Source organism: Pseudoroseomonas ludipueritiae (genome assembly GCF_014490445.1).
Classification (GTDB): Bacteria; Pseudomonadota; Alphaproteobacteria; order Acetobacterales; family Acetobacteraceae; genus Pseudoroseomonas; species Pseudoroseomonas ludipueritiae.
In genome coordinates this window covers 1-17,779 of sequence record NZ_JACTUZ010000085.1, presented here as the reverse complement: position 1 = coordinate 17,779, position 17,779 = coordinate 1, and the positions used below count along the sequence as shown (strand labels likewise).

The following is a 17,779-nucleotide window of genomic DNA, read 5'->3' as shown; positions in this document are numbered from 1 at the left end:
CCGGGCCAGGCGCGGGGGCGCAGGCTGCGGCCCGCGCGCGCGCGCTCCACGATGCCGCGCCAGGTCGGCTCCGCCCAGGTCCAGGGATCGCCGGCGGGGTGCTTGCTGTTGTCGTTCATCGGCAGGTCTCCAGGAAATTCACTGAGCTTGGGCGACGCGGCATAGCGCGTCGGCGGCATCCGGCCCGATGGGGCGGCGGCCTTGTTCGATCTCGCCGATCAACTCCACCAGCTTGTCGGCGATGGGCGTGCCCAGCCCGTGGCTGCGCGCCGCGGCCCGCACCGGGGCAAGCTGCGCCGCCACATCCGTCTGCCGATTACGCACCGCCAGGTCGCGCCAGATGCCGCTGCGCGGCTTGGCGGAGCCACGGTTGAAGGCGACCATCTTCTGCATCGAGGCCTCGATGGCCACTTCGTCCCGCTGCATGAAGGCGATGGGGTCGAAGCCATCGAAGCCCAGCGGCGTCACGCCCTTGGCCGCCGCGACGGCCAGGATCTCCTGCACCAGCCGCAGGATCAGCACGCGGCGGGCAGGGGAGGCGATGAAGTCGGCGATGGTGTCATCGGTCAGCGCCGAGGCCTTCAGGATGGCACCATAGCCAGCCTTGCCCCAGAGGTAGCCGAAGACATTGTCGCTCAGCACGGCATCGGCATCGAAGTCCTGCAACAGCCGGTGCAGCGCTTCCAGGCGCGGCGTGCGGCTGCCATCCAGCTCGCCCACCACTACCGCGCCGCGCTTGGCGTAGCTGATGTGACCTGGGCCCATGTAATCGGCATAGAAGTTGACGAAGGCACCGATGGTGCGCTGGTGGCCGACGATCTCGGCGATGGTCAGCTCGTTCAGCCCGTTCTGACAGGACACCACGGCGCCGTCCTCGGCCAGGTGCGGCAGCAGGGCGCGCGTCGCGGCTTCGGTGTGATGCGCCTTCACGGCCAGGATGATCAGCTTGTGCTGGCCCTGCACCTGTTCCGGCAGGAGCGCCGGGCCGCCGATGGTGAAATCGACCACGGGGCCCTCGGTGTGCAACCGGCCGGCGGCGATGGCCTCCACATGCTCCGGCACCACGTCCACGAAGAGCACCTCGTGCCCCGCGCGGCGCAGGCAGGCACCGATCGTGCCGCCGATCGCCCCCGAACCCCAGATGACCACCGGTTCCGCCATGGCTGATTCCCCCTTGGGCTGAATGCCGCCCTCTCATCCGCCAGCCTGCCGGGAGCGTCAACCCGATTGACGGATTGTCTGACAATCTTTAACACTTCACGTTATGGATACTGCCAGCCTCCAGGTCGCTACCCAGGTCGTGACGCTGCGCTCCGCGCTGGGCGACACGCTGCGCGCCGCGATCCTGTCCGGCCATTTCGCGCCAGGGCAGCGCCTGGTGGAGCGCGAGTTGTGCGAGCTGACCGGCGCCAGCCGCGCCTCGGTGCGCGAGACGCTGCGGCAGCTTGAGGCGGAAGGGCTGGTGGTGATCCGGCCGCATCGTGGCCCCTCCGTCACCGCCATCAGCGCCGAGGATGCCCGCCATCTCTTCGGCGTGCGAGGCGTGCTGCAGGGCTATGCCGCGCGGCTCTGCGCCGAGCAGCGCCCGGCCGCCGCCCTCAAGGCCATCAGCGAGGCCACGGCGGAGCTGGAAGCCGCCGCTGCCGAGACCGATACGCGGCGCATTGTCGCGGCCGGCGATGCCTTCCACCATGCCATTGCCGAAGGCAGCGGCAATCCGGTGCTGCAGGGCATGTTCGTCTCCGTGCACAACCGCCTGGCGCTGCTGCGCAACCTTTCCATGGCGCGGCCGGCACGGGTGCGGGACGGCATCGCCGCCTATCAGGCCATCCGCGACGCCATCCAGGCCGGCGAAGCCGCGCGGGCCGAGGCACTTTGCATCCGCCATAACGATGCCGGGCTCACCGTCGCGCTCGGTATCCTGGTGGAATCCGGGTCCAGGAACACAGGGGAGGCGAAAGCCGGATGACTTTGGATTTCGAGGGGCGCATCGTCGCCGTCACCGGTGCCGCCATGGGCTTCGGCCGCGCTATTGCCCGCAGCTTCGCGGTGCGGGGCGCGGAAGTCTATGCCACCGACATCGACGCCGCCGGCCTGGCCGAGACGGCGCGGGAGAACGGCATCCGCACCGCCGTGGTGGACCTGACCGACCGTGCCGCCGCCGGTGCCTGGATCGGCGAGGTGGAGCGCCAGGCCGGCCGCGCCATCGATATTCTGGTCAACAATGCCGGCGGCATGATGGGCCAGCACCACCGCCCGGTGGAAGAAGTGCCCGATGCCGACTGGGACGCCATCATGGCGCTCAATGTCAATGCCAGCTTCGCCACCGTGCGCGCGGCCGCGCCGGGCATGAAGCGCGCGGGCGCCGGGCGCATCGTCAATATCAGCTCCGGCGCCGCCTTCCGCCCCTCGCGCACCCGCATCCAGGCCTATGCCACGGCGAAGCACGCGGTGTTGGGGTTGACGCGGCAGCTGGCCATGGAGCTGGGCCCCTTCGGCATCACGGTGAACACCGTGGCACCCGGCCTGGTGCTGACCGATGCCGACAAGCAGGGCGGCTGGGACAGCATGGGCGAGGAGCGCCGCAAGGCCGCCCTTTCCGGCATCGCCCTTGGCCGCCTGGGCGACGCGCAGGACATCGCGGATGCGACGATGTTCTTCGCCTCCGACCTCGCCAAATTCGTCAGCGGGCAGATCCTGCCCGTGAATGGCGGATCTTTCTGAATGCCACGCCGGCCAAGAGAGCTGGCGGGAACGCCTGACGCACCGCGACCCTCAGCAGGAGTGGATAGCATGACGAATACCTTCTCCGGCCGCCGCCTCGCGGCCACCACGCGCCGCGGGCTGATGGGCCTGACGGCCGCGACCCTGATGACACCCGCCGTGCTGCGCGCGCAGACCGGCAACTGGCCGAGCCGGCCCATCCGCATCATCGTGCCCTTCGGCCCTGGCGGCGGCACGGATGTCACGATGCGGCTGCTGACGCCGAAGCTGTCGGAGATCCTGGGCCAGACCATCGTGGTCGAGAACCGCCCGGGCGCCGGCAGCACGCTCGGCACGGACTTCGTCGCGAAGTCCGCGCCGGACGGCTACAACTTCGTGCTGGCGACGCTCTCCTCCACCGGCATCGCGGCCGGCCTCTACAGCAAGCTGCCCTATGACCCGGTGAAGGACCTGACGGCCGTGGCGCCGACGAACTTCATCCCCATCTGCCACAGCGTCACCACCAACGGCCTGAAGGTGCGCGACACGGCGGACTGGATCGCGCAGCTGAAGGCGAACCCCAACAAGTTCTCCTATGGCAGCAGCGGCGTCGGCTCCTCCGGCCATCTCGCCTCCGCCAGCTTCCTGAAGCAGATCGGCGCGGAAGCCGTGCATATCCCCTATCGCGGCGGCGGGCAGGTCTTCGCGGCCATGCTGGCGGGCGAGATCCAGTTCAACAGCGACATCCCCAGCCTGATGCTGCCCTTCAACAAGGAAGGCCAGGTCAAGACGCTCTTTGTCGCGACGGATGAGCGCTCCAACCTGATGCCGGACGTGCCCACGGCGGCGGAAGTGGGCCTGCCCGGCTACAAGTCCTATTCCTGGTACGGCATCTTCGGGCCCGCCGGCCTGCCCAGCAACATCGTGGAGCGCATGAACGCCGCGATCAACGAGGCGCTGGGCGATGCCAATGTGCAGCAGCGCCTGAACGAGATGGGCACCCCCGCCATGCGCGGCTATACGCCGGAGCGCTTCGCGCAGTATGTGAAGGATGAGGTGGATCTCTGGGTGCCGATCGTGAAGGCCTCGGGCGCCACGGCGGACTGAACCGCCAGCACCATCGCGTGGCGGACCTCGACGTCCCCGCGCGGTGGTGCCATTTCTGCCGCCAGTCAATCCTGAATGGAGGATCGCTTGGCGCAGCAGCTTGAGATGGGGCTGGACAGCTTCGGCGATGTGACGACGGGCGCGGATGGCCAGTTGCTGCCACATGCCCAGGTCATCCGCGACGTGATCGCCGAGGCGGTGCTTGCCGATGAGACCGGCATCGACTTCATCGGCCTCGGCGAGCATCACCGCGAGGATTTCGCCATCTCGGCGCCGGAAGTGGTGCTGGCGGCCATCGCCGGCCGCACGCGGCGCATCCGGTTGGGCTCGGCGGTGACGGTGCTCAGCTCCGACGACCCGGTGCGCGTCTTCCAGCGCTTCTCCACGCTCGATGCCGCTTCCGGCGGGCGGGCCGAGGTGATCCTAGGGCGCGGCTCCTTCACGGAATCCTTTCCCCTCTTCGGCTATGACATGCAGCAGTACGAGACGCTGTTCGAGGAGAAGCTGGATCTCTTCGCGGCACTGCTGACGCAGCGGCCGGTGACCTGGCGCGGCACCACCCGCCCGGCCCTGACGGAACAGCGCGTCTTCCCGCCCGTCGAGCACGCGCCGCTGCGCACCTGGGTCGGCGTCGGCGGCAGCCCGAAGTCGGTGGTGCGGGCGGCGCATTACGGCCTGCCGCTGATGCTGGCCATCATCGGCGGCGACCCGGCGCGCTTCCGCCCTTTCGTGGACCTCTTCCACAAGGCCTGCGCCCAGTTCGGCAAGCCGGTGCCGCCCATCGGTGTTCATTCCCATGGCTTCGTGGCGGAGAGCGACGCGGCGGCGCGGGAAATCCTTTGGCCGCATTACAAGGCGATGCGGGACCGCATCGGTGCCGAGCGTGGCTGGCCACCTTTGCAGCCGGCGGAATTCGAGCGGGAGATCGGGGGCGGTTCCCTTTATCTCGGCGCACCGGAGACGGTGGCGCGCAAGATCACGCAGACGGCCCGGGCACTGGGCCTCTCCCGCTTCGACATGAAATACAGCGCCGGGCCGCTGCCGCATGCAGCCATGATGCGCAGCATCGAGCTCTACGGCACCAGGGTCATCCCGCTGGTGCGGGAGATGCTGGCCTAGGACAGCTCGCCGAACTGCAGGGTGGCGAGGCGGGCGTAAAGGCCGCCCTCCCGCACCAGCGCGTCATGCGTGCCGGTGGCGGCCACGCGCCCGCCATCCAGCACCACGATGCGGTCGGCGCGGCGCACGGTGGCCAGGCGGTGCGCCACCACCAGCGTGGTGCGGCCGCGGGAAAGCGTGGCCAGCGCCTGCTGCACCGCCTGTTCCGACTCCGCGTCCAGCGCGCTAGTCGCTTCGTCCAGCAGCAGGATGGCCGGGTCGCGCAGGATGGCGCGGGCGATGGCCATGCGTTGCCTCTGCCCGCCGGAGAGCGTGACGCCCTTGGCGCCCAGATGCGTCGCCATGCCCTGCGGCAGGGCTTCGATGAAATCCAGCGCCGCGGCGGCCTCGGCGGCGGCGCGGATTTCGGCGGGCGTGGCATTGGGGCGGCCATAGGCGATGTTGCTGGCGGCGTCCGTGCTGAAGATCACCGGGTCCTGCGGCACGGCGCCGATGCGGGCGCGTAGCGCCGCCGGGTGCAGCCGGGCGATATCCACGCCATCCACCAGGATGCGCCCCTGCTGCGGGTCATAGAAGCGCACCAGCAATTGCAGCACCGTGCTCTTGCCGGCGCCGGAAGGGCCGACGAGTGCCACCGTCTCCCCCGGCTCCACCACCAGGGAGAAGCCATCCAGCGCCGGGCGGTCCGGGCGGGTGGGGTAGGTGAAGCGGATGTCCTGGAACTCGATGCGGCCGCGCAGCGGGCTGGGCAGCGCCTGCGGCTGCGCCGGGGGCATGATGGCGGGCTGCACCGCCAGCAGCTCCCGCAGCCGCTCGGCGGCGCCGGCGGCGCGCTGCACCTCGCCCCATAGCTCGCTGGCCGTGGCGCCGGAGGAAGCCAGCAGCACCGCGTAGAAGACGAAGGCCGAGAGGTCGCCGCCCGACATCTGCCCCGCCACCACATCGCGCCCGCCGACCCAGAGGCTGAGGGTGATGGCGCCGACGCCGAGCAGGATCACCACCAGGATCTGCACCGCCCGCGTGCGGATGCGGCGCAGGGTGGCGGCGACGGCGGCCTCGCTTTCCTCCGCGAAGCGCGCCTGCTCCCGCGCCTCATGCGTAAAGGACTGCACGGTGCGGATGGCGTTGAGTACCTCCTCCGCCCGGGCGCCGAGATCGGCGGCGCGCTCCTGCGCCAGGCGGGACAGTGCCTTCTCCCGCCGGCCGAAAAGGATCAGCGGTGCCACCACGAAGGGCACCACCACCGCCACCAGCCCCGCCAGCTTCGGGCTGGTATGCACCAGCAGGGCGAAGGCGCCGGCCACCATCAGCAGGCTCCGCAGCCCCTGGGAGATGGCGGTGCCCACCAGGGTCTGCAGGATGCCGATATCGGCGGTGAGGCGGGACAGGATGTCGCCCGTGCGCGCCGTCTCGAAGAAGGCGGGGGAGAGGGTGAGGACGTGGTTGAAGACCGCGCGGCGGATATCGGCTGCAATACGCTCCCCCAGCCAGGAGATGAGGAAGAAGCGCAGCGCCGTGGCCCCTGCCAGCCCCGCCACCACGGCGAACATGCCCAGCGCCGCCCGGTCCAGCGCATCGGTGCCATCGTCGCCGAAGCCCGAATCGATCAGGTGCCGCAGCCCCTGGCCCAGCCCGAGGGTGAGCCCCGCCGCCGCCGCCATCGCCAGCACCGCCCCCAGGACACGCCAGCGGTAGGGCCGCAGGAAAGGCAGCATCAGCCGCAGGGACAGCAGCCCGGCCGGGATGCTGGGAGAGGCGGCAGGACGGCGCATCGGCTGCTAGCTTCCGGGGGGCCGGGCGGCCAGGGGCACGAAGGCGCGGAGCAGCTCCGGCATCTCGGCCGCCGGAACGGGCAGTTGCGCGGCTTCCAGCGTGAGTTCGTCCAGGAAGCGGCCGGCGCGGGTATAGAGCGCCAGTTGCAGCCGCTCCCCTTCCACCGTGGCGCGGCAGACCACTTCCTCGCCCGGCGCCTCGCCCCGCGCCATGTCCACGAAGTCGCGGATCTCGGTCAGGCCGCTGGTCTGTTCGCCGGCCTCCTGCAGGAAATCCGCAATCTCGGCCGAGGCTTCCGAAAAGGGCACCAGCGCCAGGGCCACGCAGCCATCGGCGGCCTGGTAGGTGGCGGCGCGCCAGCGCTCGAAGACCTCGGTGCGGGCAGCCTCCTCGGGAGTTTCCTTGTCATCCTCAGGCGGCTCGGGCAGGCCCTTGGCGGCAATCTCCTCCCAGCTCGGGATCGCCCAGTCGTATTGCAGGCCGACCAGCACGCCGAAGCCGCTTTCCTGAAGCTGCGTGGGCTTGGCCGGGGGCAGGGCGGCCGGCTCCTCGCCCGCCACCATCTCCACCAGCACGCGGCGCAGGGCGCCCGGGGAGAGAGCCTCCAGGGCTTCCGGCACGCGCCATTCCGGCAAGAAGCGCAGTTCCAGTTCCTCCGCCAGCGCGCCGGATGCGATCAGGCTCTCACCCAGGGACACCGGGTCGGGCGGCGCGTCCGGCGGCAGCGCGACCGGCAGGGCCACCAGGGCCGCCCAGCCGGCGGGGCCGATGCGGGCGCCCTCGGCCACCGCCAGCAGTTCCTGCGCCAGCTCCCGCGCCGCTTCTTCCCCGAAGCGCGCCGCGACCTTGCGGATGGCCTGGTCCAGCACGCCATCCCGGCCGGCGGCGACCAGCTCCTCCGCCAGTTCGTCGAATTCGCCGCCATCCTCGTCGGCAAAGGCGCGCATCAGCCGCTCGGCGGGCGTGCCGGAAGCCTTGCCGCGCCGGGGCGGCCGCATGGCCGAAGGGTCCAGCCCCAGCATCTGGAAGGCCGCGTCGCCTTGCAGCAGGCCGCGGTGGTTGCGCCAGGCCCGCCGCGCTTCCGGCGTATCGGCGCGCCCGTCCATCCAGCGGCGGAAGGCCGCGCGATCCGCCACCTGCACCAGCACCTGCACGCCCTCGTGCGCCAGCTCCGCCGCCAGGGCGCGGTTAAGGGCCGCGACCGCTTCCAGCGGCCCGGCGCCGGGGCGCATCAGGTCGAGCGTATCGGCATCGGGGAAATGGGTCAGCACCACGGCGGACATCCGGGGCGCCAGCTCCCGTGCCAGGGCCAGGGCGTCCTCGATGGCCTGGGGATCGGCGGCAGGGGACATGACAGGAAAACTCCAGCGCGGGCAAGGCGGTTGCCCTGGCTGTCTAGCCTCTCGCCGGCGGCGGCACCATGGTAGCTGGCCACGGTGGAGGCCGGCGCCTTCGCCGATGCCGCCGCGATGTCGCGGGACCTCTTCACGGCCGATACGGAGGACCCACGCTCGGAAACCCGCTGCGGCACCCCCATTCGGGGCGGCGAAGTGGCCTTCAACCGCCTCGGGAAGTGTGGGCTAGGCGCCGGGCTCCTCTGGCGGTCCGGTCAGGAAGTCGAAGTCGCAGCCCCGGTCGGCCTGCAGCACGGTGTCGTGGAAGAGCTTGGCATAGCCGCGGCGCGGCGCCGGGCGGGGCGGGGGCGCCTCGGCGGCGCGGCGGGCCAGCTCCTCCGCCTCCACCAACAGTTCCAGGCTGCGCGCTTCCACGTCCAGCGCGATGCGGTCGCCGGTGCGGACCAGCGCCAGCGGCCCGCCGATGGCGGCCTCGGGCGTGATATGCAGCACGATGGTGCCAAAGGCGGTGCCGGACATGCGGGCATCGGAAATCCGCACCATGTCCTTCACGCCCTGCTGCGCCAGCTTCCTGGGGATGGGCAGGTAGCCGGCTTCCGGCATGCCCGGCGCGCCCTTGGGGCCGGCGTTCCGCAGCACCAGCACATCCTCCGCCGAGACCTCCAGCGCCGGGTCGTCGATGCGGTCGGTCATGTCCTCGACGCTGTCGAAGACCACGGCGCGACCGGTATGGCGCAGCAGGGCAGGGGTGGCGGCGGCGTGCTTGATGACGGCGCCATCGGGGCAGAGGTTGCCGCGCAGCACGGCCATGCCGCCGGTGGATTTCAGCGGGTTGCCGCGCGGGCGGATCACGGTCTGGCCCGGCACATCCTCGGCCAGGGCCAGGTAGTCGCGCAGCGTGCCGCCCAGCACGGTGGGGGCATCGAGGTCCAGGAAGGGCTCCAGCTCCTGCAACAGGCGCGGCACGGCGCCGGCATGGTGCAGGTGTTCCATGTAATGGTCGCCGCTGGGCTTCAGGTCCACCAGCACCGGCACCTCGCGGCCGATGCGGTCGAATTCCTCCAGATCCAGCGCCATGCCCAGCCGGCCGGCGATGGCCGCCAGATGCACCAGTCCGTTGGTGGAGCCGCCAATGGCCTGCAGCACCACCATGGCGTTCCGCAGCGAACCCGCCGTCAGCAGCTTCCCGGGTGCCGGGCCGCCGCGCCGGGCCATTTCCACCGCCACGCGGCCGGTGGCCTCGGCGCAGCGCAGGCGCTCGGCATGGGGGGCGGGGATAGCGGCGCTGTGGGGCAGGGAAAGGCCCATGGCCTCCAGCATGCAGGCCATGGTGCTGGCCGTGCCCATCACCATGCAGGTGCCGACGGAAGGGGCGAGGCGGCCGCTGATCACCTCGATCTCGGCCTCGTCGATCTTGCCGGCGCGGTGCTGGCCCCAGAGGCGGCGGCAATCGGTGCAGGCGCCCAGCACCTCGCCGCGATGATGGCCCACCACCATCGGCCCTACCGGCAGCACCACGGCGGGGATTCCGGCGCTGGCGGCGCCCATCACCTGCGCCGGCAGCGTCTTGTCGCAACCGCCGATCAGCACCACCGCATCCATCGGCTGGGCGCGGATCATCTCCTCCGTGTCCATGGCCATCAGGTTGCGCAGGTACATGCTGGTCGGGTGGGCGAAGGATTCATGGATGCTGATGGTCGGGAAAGCCATCGGCAGCCCGCCCGAGAGCATCACGCCGCGCCGCACCGCCTCCACCAGCTGCGGCGCATTGCCGTGGCAGGGGTTGAAGTCGCTGGCGGTATCCGCGATGCCGATGATGGGCCGGTCCAGCGCATCGTCCGAATAACCGGCGGCCTTGATGAAGGCCTTCCGCAGGAAGAGCGAAAAGCCCGCATCTCCGTAGCTGGTCAGTCCCTTGCGCAACCCGTTCGACATCGGCGCCATTCCCCGTGCTTGTTCCGGCCGCCCTTCGGCGCCTTGGGGGATAGCCTAGCCAGGATCGCGCCAGGAACAAACCACCCGGCGGGCTGCCTTACGGCCGCCATTCGGCGGGCTTGCCCCCGCCGACCTCGCGGTCGAGGTAAACGGCGGCACTGATCAGCGCCAGATGGGTGAAGGCCTGCGGAAAATTGCCGAGGAACGCGCCGCGCATGGAGAATTGTTCAGCATAGAGCCCGACATGGTTGGCGTGGTGCAGGATCTTCTCGAAGCAGAAGCGTGCCTCGGCGACTCGCCCGGCCCGCGCCAGGCATTCCACGTACCAGAAGGAACAGGCGGCGAAGGCGCCTTCCTCCCCCTCCAGCCCATCGGGCTCGCGATAGCGGTAGATCAGGCCCTCGTCGCCCAGTTGCTCGCCAATGGCATCCAGGGTCGCCAGCCAGCGCGGGTCGGTGGCGGCGACGAAGCGCACCAGCGGCATCATCAGCAGCGAGCCATCCAGCGTCGTGCCGCCCTTGCTGCGGACGAAATGGCCACGCTCCTCGTTCCAGAAATTGCGCCAGATGTCGTCCTGGATCTCGTTGCGCACCTTGATCCAGCGGTCGAAGGGCGCGGCCAGGGAGCGTTTGAGCGCCAGCCGCACGGCCCGGTCCACCGCCACCCAGCACATCAGGCGGGAATGGAGGAATTCACGCGGCTCATCCCGGATCTCCCAGATACCGGCATCAGGCATGTGCCAGTTGTCGCAGACATGGTCGATCACGCGCCGCACGCCCTGCCAGTCGTCGTAGGAGATGGCACGGCCGTATTTGTTGCTCAGGTAGATGGAGTCCATCAGCTCGCCATAGATATCGAGCTGTTCCTGCTCGAAGGCCTTGTTGCCGATGCGGACGGGACGGGCGCCGCCATAGCCGGCGAGGTGGCCCAGCTCCTGCTCCTCCAGCCGGCTATGGCCATTGACGCCATACATGATGCGCAACCGGCCATCCGGCCCGGCTTTCCGCGCCCGGTCGTTCACCCAGTGGGTGAAGGCCTCCGCCTCCCTGGCATAGCCCAGGCGCATCAGCGCATAGACGGTGAAGGAGGCGTCGCGGATCCAGCAGGCGCGGTAGTCCCAGTTGCGGCTGCCGCCTGGCGCCTCGGGCAGGCCGAAGGTCGCCGCCGCCAGCACCGAGCCGTCCTCGCGCGAGGTCAGCAGCTTCAGCACCAGCGCGGAGCGGATAACCGTATCCCGCCAGCGGCCGCGATAGCTGGAATGCTCCACCCAGGCCTGCCAGTGCTCGATGGTGCGGCGCAGCACCTCGTTGATCTCCGTTGTGCTGGCCAGGGCGGGCTTGCCATCATCCAGCACGAAGTCGGCATGCTGCCCGGCTTCCAGCACGATCTCCGCCACCAGGTCGCCGCCCTCGGCGCGAAAGGTCGCGGGGCCACTCAGGCGCAGGGGGCCGCCTTCCTCCGGCCGCATCCAGCCGTGCCCCTCCTCGGCCGAGGCGGTGGAGGCCACCCGGCCGTAGTCGAAGCGGGGCGCGCAGCGCAGGCGGAAGGTGACCCGGCCGCGGGTGGCGCGGATGCGGCGGATCAGCCGGGTGCCGGCGGCGTAATCTTCCTCGGCCACCGGCATCAGGTCCAGCAGCTCGGCACTGGCCGTCTCGCCCAGCCAGCGGGTCAGCAGCACATTGGTGTCCGGCAGGTACATCTGCCGCAGCGCGGCATCCGGGATGTCCGGCGCCAGGGCGAAATGGCCGCCGCGCTCCGGGTCCAGCAGCGCGGCGAAGATGCTGGGGCTGTCGAAGCAAGGCCAGCACAGGAAGTCGACCGTGCCGTCCGTCGCCACCAGCGCCACGGTGGAAAGATCGCCGATCACAGCGTGGTCCTCGATCCGGCGGGGGATCTCCGTCCCTGCCTCGCTGGCCTCTGGCGCCGGTCCGGGGCGCGCGGTCAGGCCATCAGCCATTGTCGCGGAAGCCGGGATAGAGCGTCATGCCGCCATCCACGAAGAGCGTGGCTCCCACCACGTAATCCGCCATGTCGGAGGCCAGGAACAACGCCACGCGGGCCACGTCCTCAGGGTCGCCGATGCGGTTGTAGGGGATCAGCCTCAGCACTTCCTCCGCCCCTTCGCCTTCCAGGGCATCGGCATTGATGGCGGTGCGGATAGCGCCGGGGGCTATGCCATTGACGCGGATGCCTTCCTCCGCGACCTCCTGCGCCAGGGTCCTCATCAGCAGCGAGACCCCGCCCTTGGAGGCGGCGTAATTCGCGTGCCCCGCCCAGGGGACGACCTCATGCACCGAACTCATGTGCAGGATCTTGCCGCGCGCCTTGGAGACCCCCCGGTCGCCCTGCTGGCGGAACTGCCGCACGGCGGCCTGGGCGCAGAGGAACTGGCCGGTGAGATTGGTGTCGATCACCTTCCGCCAATCTTCCAGCGTCAGCTCGGTGAAGGCGGCGTCCTTCTGGATGCCGGAATTGGCCACCAGGATATCCACGGCGCCGAAATGCTCCACCGCCTTGGCGAACATGGCGTCCACCTCAGCTTGCTGGGACACGTCGGCGCGCACGGCAACGGCCCGGCCGCCGCCGGCCTCGATCTGCCGCACCACGTCCTCGGCGCCCTCCTGGCTGCCGTGGTAGTTCACCACCACCGCGGCACCCGCTCGCCCGAACAGAAGCGCGATGCCCTGCCCAAGCCCGGAGCTGCCACCCGTCACCACCGCCACCTGGCCGTCCAGCCTGCATTCCATGCCGCGCGCTCCTGCCGAATCCTCCCTCCTTAAAAGCCTGGGTGGCGAGGAGGTTTTTCACGGGCCGTCATGCATCCCTGCCGGCTGGCGCGGCGGGCCCAGGGCTGGCACACAGGAAGCCAGCCGAACCCGCCGGAGCAAGACCCCATGGCCCCCAGCCGACCCATCATGCTGCTGACCGGCGCCAGCCGCGGCATCGGCCATGCCACGGTCAAGCGCTTCCAGGCGGAGGGCTGGCGCATCCTCACCGTCTCCCGCCAGCCCTTCTCGGAGGAATGCCGCTGGCCGGAGGCGCGGGAGAGCCACCTTCAGGCCGACCTGGCGAACCCCGCCGCCATTGGCCCGCTGGTGGAGGAGGTGAAGCGCCGCCTGCCGGATGGCCGGCTGCACGCGCTGGTGAACAATGCCGGCATCTCCCCCAAGCTGCCGGGTGGGGGCCGGATGGGGCTGCTGGACACCGACCCGGCGACCTGGATGGGCGTCTTCAACGTCAATCTCTTTTCCACCGCCGCGCTGGCCCGGGGGCTCTTCGGCCCGCTGAAGGAGGCAGGGGGAACCATCGTCAATGTCACCTCCATCGTCGGCTCCCGCGTGCATCCCTTCGCGGGGCCGGCCTATGCCTGCTCCAAGGCCGCGCTGGCGGCCCTGACGCGGGAAATGGCGCATGAATTCGGCCCGCACGGCATCCGCGTGAACGCCATCGCGCCCGGCGAGATCGACACCGCCATCCTCTCCCCCGGCACCGAGGACATCATCCAGCGCCAGATCCCCATGCACCGGCTGGGGGAGCCGGCGGAAGTGGCCAATACCATCCTCTTCCTCTGCTCGGCGCAGTCCTCCTACATCAATGGCGCCGAAATCCACATCAACGGCGGACAGCACGTCTGAGGTTGCACCGCCGGGCGTGACGTCCCGGATCTGTCATCTGGCCGTCATTCGCTTGTCGCGCCCCGCCGCTAATCGGCCCGCAGACAAGCGAGGGCCGGATGAGCGTGGCGCAAAGGCGTAATGTCCTTCTGATCGTGGTGGACCAGTGGCGGGCCGATTTCGTGCCCGCCCTCGGTGCCGGTTTTCTCAAGACGCCCAACCTCGACCGGCTGTGCCGGGAGGGCGTGACCTTCCGCAACCATGTGACCACCGCAGTGCCCTGCGGCCCGGCCCGCGCCAGCCTGCTGACCGGCTTGTACCTGATGAACCACCGCGCGGTGCAGAACACCGTGCCGCTGGATTCCCGGCACATGAACCTGGGCAAGGCGCTGCGGGGCATCGGCTATGATCCGGCGCTGATTGGCTATACCACCACCACGCCGGACCCGCGTGGCACCACGGACAAGGACTTCCGCTTCACGCTGCTGGGCGACCTGATGGAAGGCTTCCGCAGCGTCGGCGCCTTTGAGCCCAGCATGGACGGTTATTTCGGCTGGCTGGCGCAGAAGGGTTACGCCCTTCCGGAAAATCGCGAGGATATCTGGCTGCCGGAAGGCGAGGACAGCGTGCCCGGCGCCACGAACCAGCCCAGCCGCATTCCGGCGGAACTCTCCGACACCGCCTATTTCACCGAGCGTGCGCTGACCTATCTAAAGGGCAAGGGCGAGAAGCCCTGGTTCCTGCACCTGGGCTACTGGCGGCCGCACCCGCCCTTCATCGCGCCCGTGCCCTTCAACACCATGTACGACCCGGCGGAAATGCCCAAGGTCGTGCGCGGCGAGACCTGGCAGGAGGAGGCGAAGCAGCACCCGCTGCATTCCTTCTACCTCAACGGCATCAGCCAGGGTTCCTTCTTCCATGGTGCCGGCGGCGCGGCCTCGGAACTGGACGAGGCCACCATCGCGCAGATGCGCGCCACCTATGCCGGCATGATCTCGGAAGTGGACCAGGCACTGGGCGAAGTCTTCGCCTACCTGGATGCCACGGACCAGTGGAAGGACACGCTGGTGATCTTCACCAGCGACCATGGCGAGCAGTTGGGCGACCACTACCTGCTGGGCAAGATCGGTTACCACGACGAAAGCTTCCGCATCCCGCTGGTGATCAAGGACCCGGATGCGCCGCAGGCCGCCGGCACCATCGAGGAATGCTTCACCGAAAGCGTGGATGTGCTGCCCACCATCCTGGACTGGCTCGGCGGCACCCCGCCGCGCGCCTGCGACGGCCGCTCCATGCTTCCGGTGGTACGGGATGGCGCGCCCTCTGATTGGCGGGACCACCTGTTCTATGAATATGATTTCCGCGATGTGCATTACTCCAAGCCGGAGGGTGTGCTCGGCCTCGGCATGGATGAAAGCTCGCTTTGCGTCGTGCAGGACGCGAAGTGGAAATACGTGCATTTCGCCGCGCTGCCGCCACTGCTCTTCGACCTAGAAGCGGACCCGGCGCAGCTCAACAACCTGGCGGATGACCCGGCGCATGCCGCGACCGTCGCGCATTACGCGCAGCGGGCCCTGTCCCACCGCATGAAGCATGCCGAGCGCACGTTGACCCATTTCCGCTCCACACCGCGAGGCCTTGAGGAGAGACAGCCATGATCGATATTTCCCGCCGCGCCCTGCTGGGCGCCGGTGCCGGCGCGCTGGTGCTGCCACGCTTCGCCATCGCGCAGGCGGATAATCGGCCGACCATCAGCATCGCCGTGCAGAAGATCAGCAACTCCAACACGCTGGAAGTGCTGCGCGAGCAGTCCAATGTGGGCGAGCGGATCTTCTTCTCCTCGCTCTGGGAAGGGCTGATCGGCCGCGCCTGGCTGGATGAGCTGAAGACCGTGCCGCTGCTGGCCACCGAGTGGAAGCGCGTCAGCGACAACGTCATCGAGCTGAAGCTGCGCGAGGGCGTGAAGTTCCACAACGGCGACGAGATGACGGCCGAGGATGTCGCCTTCTCCTTTGGTTCCAGCCGCATGTTCGGCGATACGCCGGCCACGGCCCAGGGCCGCACCATTCCGGTGCGTGGCGACGGCATCCCCACTCGCGCGGGGCGGGAACTGCCGCCGGAGATCCCCGCTGTCGCCCGCCGTTCCTGGCCGGCGCTGGAGCGGGCGGAGGTCGTGGACAAGTATACGGTCCGCTTCCACAACGCCTCGCCCGACGTGACGCTGGAAGGCCGCCTCGCGCGCTATGGCAGCGAGATCATCAGCCGCCGCGCCTTCGCGGAAGCCGAGACCTGGTTCGACTGGGCGCGCAAGCCCGTCACCACCGGCCCCTACAAGGTGGTGGAGTTCCGCCCGGACCAGCTTCTGGTGCTGGAAGCGCATGACGAATACTGGGGCGGCCGCCCGCCGCTGAAGCGCATCCGCTTCATCGAGGTGCCGGAAGTGCCGGCACGCATCAACATGCTGCGTTCGGGCGAGGTGCAATTCGCCTGCGACATCCCGCCCGACCAGATCGGCTCCATCGAGGGCGACGCGAAGTACGAGGTGCAGGGCGGCACGATCCTGAACCACCGCATCAGCGTCTTCAACCAGAGCCACGCGGTGCTGAAGGATGCACGGGTGCGCCGCGCCATGACGCACGCGCTGGACCGTCAGGCTATCGTTGACAGCCTCTGGGCCGGCCGCACCGTGGTGCCGAAGGGCCTGCAGTGGGACTACTACGGCGAGATGATGGTCTCCGACTGGGCCGCGCCGAAATACGACCCGAAGGAAGCGCAGAACCTGCTGAAGCAGGCTGGCTACAAGGGCGACCCGATCCCCTATCGCCTGCTGAACAACTACTACACCAACCAGACGCCGACGGCGCAGGTGCTGGTGGAGATGTGGAAGGCCGTTGGCCTGAACGTCCAGATCGAGATGAAGGAGAACTGGACGCAGATCCTCGACCGCAATGGCGAGCGCGGCGTCTACGACTGGTCGGCCAGCGCGCCCTTCAACGATCCTGTCTCCTGCATCGTCAACCAGTTCGGCGCCAATGGGCAGGTGCAGCAGGTGGGGCTCTGGAGCAACGAGGAAAGCAACCGCATGGCGGTGGTGCTGGAGACCAGCACGGACCACGCGCAGCGCAAGCAGGCCTTCCGCCGCATGCTGGAAATCTGCGAGCGCGAGGACCCCGTGTATCAGGTGCTGCACCAGAACGCGACCTTCACCGCCAAGCGGCGCGACATCAAGTGGAAGGCCGCGCCCGCCTTCGCGATGGAGTTCCGCGCCAACAACTGGGGCGGCTGAGCATGACCGGCGCCGCGCTGGTCGAGATCCGCGACCTCGCCGTCGCTTTCGATGGGACGCCGGCCCTGCGCGGCGTCTCGCTCTCCATCGGCAAGGGCGAATCGCTCGGGCTGGTGGGGGAGAGCGGCTGCGGCAAATCCGTCACCTGGCTGGCGGCGCTGGGGCTGCTGCCAGGCAAGGCGCGCGTCACCGGCAGCGTGCGGCTGGCGGGGCAGGAGATCCTGCACGCCCCGCCCGCCACGCTGGACCGCGTGCGCGGCGGCCGTGTCGCCATGATCTTCCAAGATCCCGCCAGCAGCCTGAACCCGGTGCACCGCATCGGCCGCCAGATCACCGAGGCGCTGCAACTGCATCGCGGCCTCTCCGGCGCCGCGGCGCGGGAGGAAGCGCGGCGGCTGCTGGATCAGGTCGGCATGCCCGATGCGCGCCGGCGGCTGGATGCCTATCCGCATGAACTCTCCGGCGGGCAGAACCAGCGGGTGATGATCGCCATCGCCCTGGCAGGCCAGCCGGAGCTGCTGGTGGCCGATGAGCCCACCACGGCGCTGGATGTCACCATCCAGGCGCAGATCCTGACGCTGTTGCAGGAGGTGCGGCGGGATACCGGCATGGCGCTGGTGCTGATCTCGCACGACCTCGGCGTCATCGCCGAGACCTGCGAGCGCGTCTGCGTCATGTATGCCGGCCGCGTGGTGGAGGAAACGCGCACCGAGCGGCTCTTCGCCGCACCCTCGCATCCCTATGCCCAGGGGCTGATGGCGGCGCTGCCGCCGCTGCATGGCCCGCGCCGCCCGCTGGCCGCCATTCCCGGCTCCGTGCCGGAGCCCTGGGCCATGCCGCCCGGCTGTGCCTTCGCGCCCCGCTGCCCGCGCCATGTCGCGGCCTGC

At 69.6% G+C, this 17,779-nt stretch carries 14 protein-coding genes; 8 read left to right on the top strand and 6 right to left on the bottom strand.

The genetic code is table 11. The annotated features are described in order from the left end of the window. Positions 1–138: 138 nt before the first annotated feature. On the bottom strand, positions 139–1,161 hold the full coding sequence (locus IBL25_RS16705) for a ketopantoate reductase family protein (protein ID WP_187779677.1): 1,023 nt from the start codon (positions 1,159–1,161) through the stop codon (positions 139–141). A gap of 103 nt (positions 1,162–1,264) precedes the next feature. Between IBL25_RS16705 and IBL25_RS16700 the strand changes: the two genes are divergently transcribed. The 4 genes from IBL25_RS16700 (at position 1,265) to IBL25_RS16685 (ending at position 4,929) form a co-directional block, all read left to right on the top strand. Then, the gene (locus IBL25_RS16700; protein ID WP_187779676.1) at positions 1,265–1,969 is read left to right on the top strand and encodes a GntR family transcriptional regulator; all 705 of its coding nucleotides are present in this window, start codon (positions 1,265–1,267) and stop codon (positions 1,967–1,969) included. Continuing rightward, positions 1,966–2,724, top strand: a complete 759-nt coding sequence (locus tag IBL25_RS16695; RefSeq protein WP_187779675.1) for an SDR family NAD(P)-dependent oxidoreductase — start codon at positions 1,966–1,968, stop codon at positions 2,722–2,724. The genes IBL25_RS16700 and IBL25_RS16695 overlap by 4 nt, the downstream gene beginning before the upstream one ends. Positions 2,725–2,793: 69 nt before the next feature. Then, positions 2,794–3,810 carry a Bug family tripartite tricarboxylate transporter substrate binding protein gene (locus IBL25_RS16690; RefSeq protein WP_187779674.1) on the top strand — a complete coding sequence of 339 codons (1,017 nt, stop codon included), beginning with the start codon at positions 2,794–2,796 and terminating at the stop codon, positions 3,808–3,810. A gap of 87 nt (positions 3,811–3,897) precedes the next feature. Next, positions 3,898–4,929: an LLM class flavin-dependent oxidoreductase gene (locus tag IBL25_RS16685; RefSeq protein WP_187779673.1), complete on the top strand. Its 1,032-nt coding sequence runs from the start codon at positions 3,898–3,900 to the stop codon at positions 4,927–4,929. On the opposite strand, the gene IBL25_RS16680 is transcribed toward IBL25_RS16685, so the two are convergent. From IBL25_RS16680 to IBL25_RS16660, 5 genes are all read right to left on the bottom strand, one after another. Continuing rightward, positions 4,926–6,701 carry an ABC transporter transmembrane domain-containing protein gene (locus IBL25_RS16680; RefSeq protein ID WP_187779672.1) on the bottom strand — a complete coding sequence of 592 codons (1,776 nt, stop codon included), beginning with the start codon at positions 6,699–6,701 and terminating at the stop codon, positions 4,926–4,928. The genes IBL25_RS16685 and IBL25_RS16680 overlap by 4 nt on opposite strands. A gap of 6 nt (positions 6,702–6,707) precedes the next feature. Further along, positions 6,708–8,054 carry a hypothetical protein gene (locus tag IBL25_RS16675; protein ID WP_187779671.1) on the bottom strand — a complete coding sequence of 449 codons (1,347 nt, stop codon included), beginning with the start codon at positions 8,052–8,054 and terminating at the stop codon, positions 6,708–6,710. 228 nt (positions 8,055–8,282) lie between these two features. Continuing rightward, positions 8,283–10,001: an IlvD/Edd family dehydratase gene (locus tag IBL25_RS16670; RefSeq protein WP_238940489.1), complete on the bottom strand. Its 1,719-nt coding sequence runs from the start codon at positions 9,999–10,001 to the stop codon at positions 8,283–8,285. A gap of 88 nt (positions 10,002–10,089) precedes the next feature. Beyond that, complete coding sequence (locus IBL25_RS16665; RefSeq protein WP_187779670.1) at positions 10,090–11,949, bottom strand: glycoside hydrolase family 15 protein; 1,860 nt, start codon at positions 11,947–11,949, stop codon at positions 10,090–10,092. Then, positions 11,942–12,739, bottom strand: a complete 798-nt coding sequence (locus IBL25_RS16660; protein WP_187779669.1) for an SDR family oxidoreductase — start codon at positions 12,737–12,739, stop codon at positions 11,942–11,944. The genes IBL25_RS16665 and IBL25_RS16660 overlap by 8 nt, the downstream gene beginning before the upstream one ends. A 147-nt stretch (positions 12,740–12,886) precedes the next feature. On the opposite strand from IBL25_RS16660, the gene IBL25_RS16655 reads away from it, so the two are divergent. From IBL25_RS16655 to IBL25_RS16640, 4 genes are all read left to right on the top strand, one after another. After that, on the top strand, positions 12,887–13,627 hold the full coding sequence (locus IBL25_RS16655) for an SDR family NAD(P)-dependent oxidoreductase (protein ID WP_187779668.1): 741 nt from the start codon (positions 12,887–12,889) through the stop codon (positions 13,625–13,627). A gap of 104 nt (positions 13,628–13,731) precedes the next feature. Continuing rightward, the gene (gene pehA / locus IBL25_RS16650; protein WP_367615630.1) at positions 13,732–15,264 is read left to right on the top strand and encodes a phosphoric/sulfuric ester hydrolase PehA; all 1,533 of its coding nucleotides are present in this window, start codon (positions 13,732–13,734) and stop codon (positions 15,262–15,264) included. Beyond that, positions 15,261–16,892 carry an ABC transporter substrate-binding protein gene (locus IBL25_RS16645; RefSeq protein WP_187779666.1) on the top strand — a complete coding sequence of 544 codons (1,632 nt, stop codon included), beginning with the start codon at positions 15,261–15,263 and terminating at the stop codon, positions 16,890–16,892. Before pehA ends, IBL25_RS16645 begins: the two co-directional genes overlap by 4 nt. A gap of 2 nt (positions 16,893–16,894) precedes the next feature. Beyond that, a partial coding sequence (locus tag IBL25_RS16640; protein WP_187779665.1) for an ABC transporter ATP-binding protein occupies positions 16,895–17,779 on the top strand: 885 nt, incomplete at its 3' end.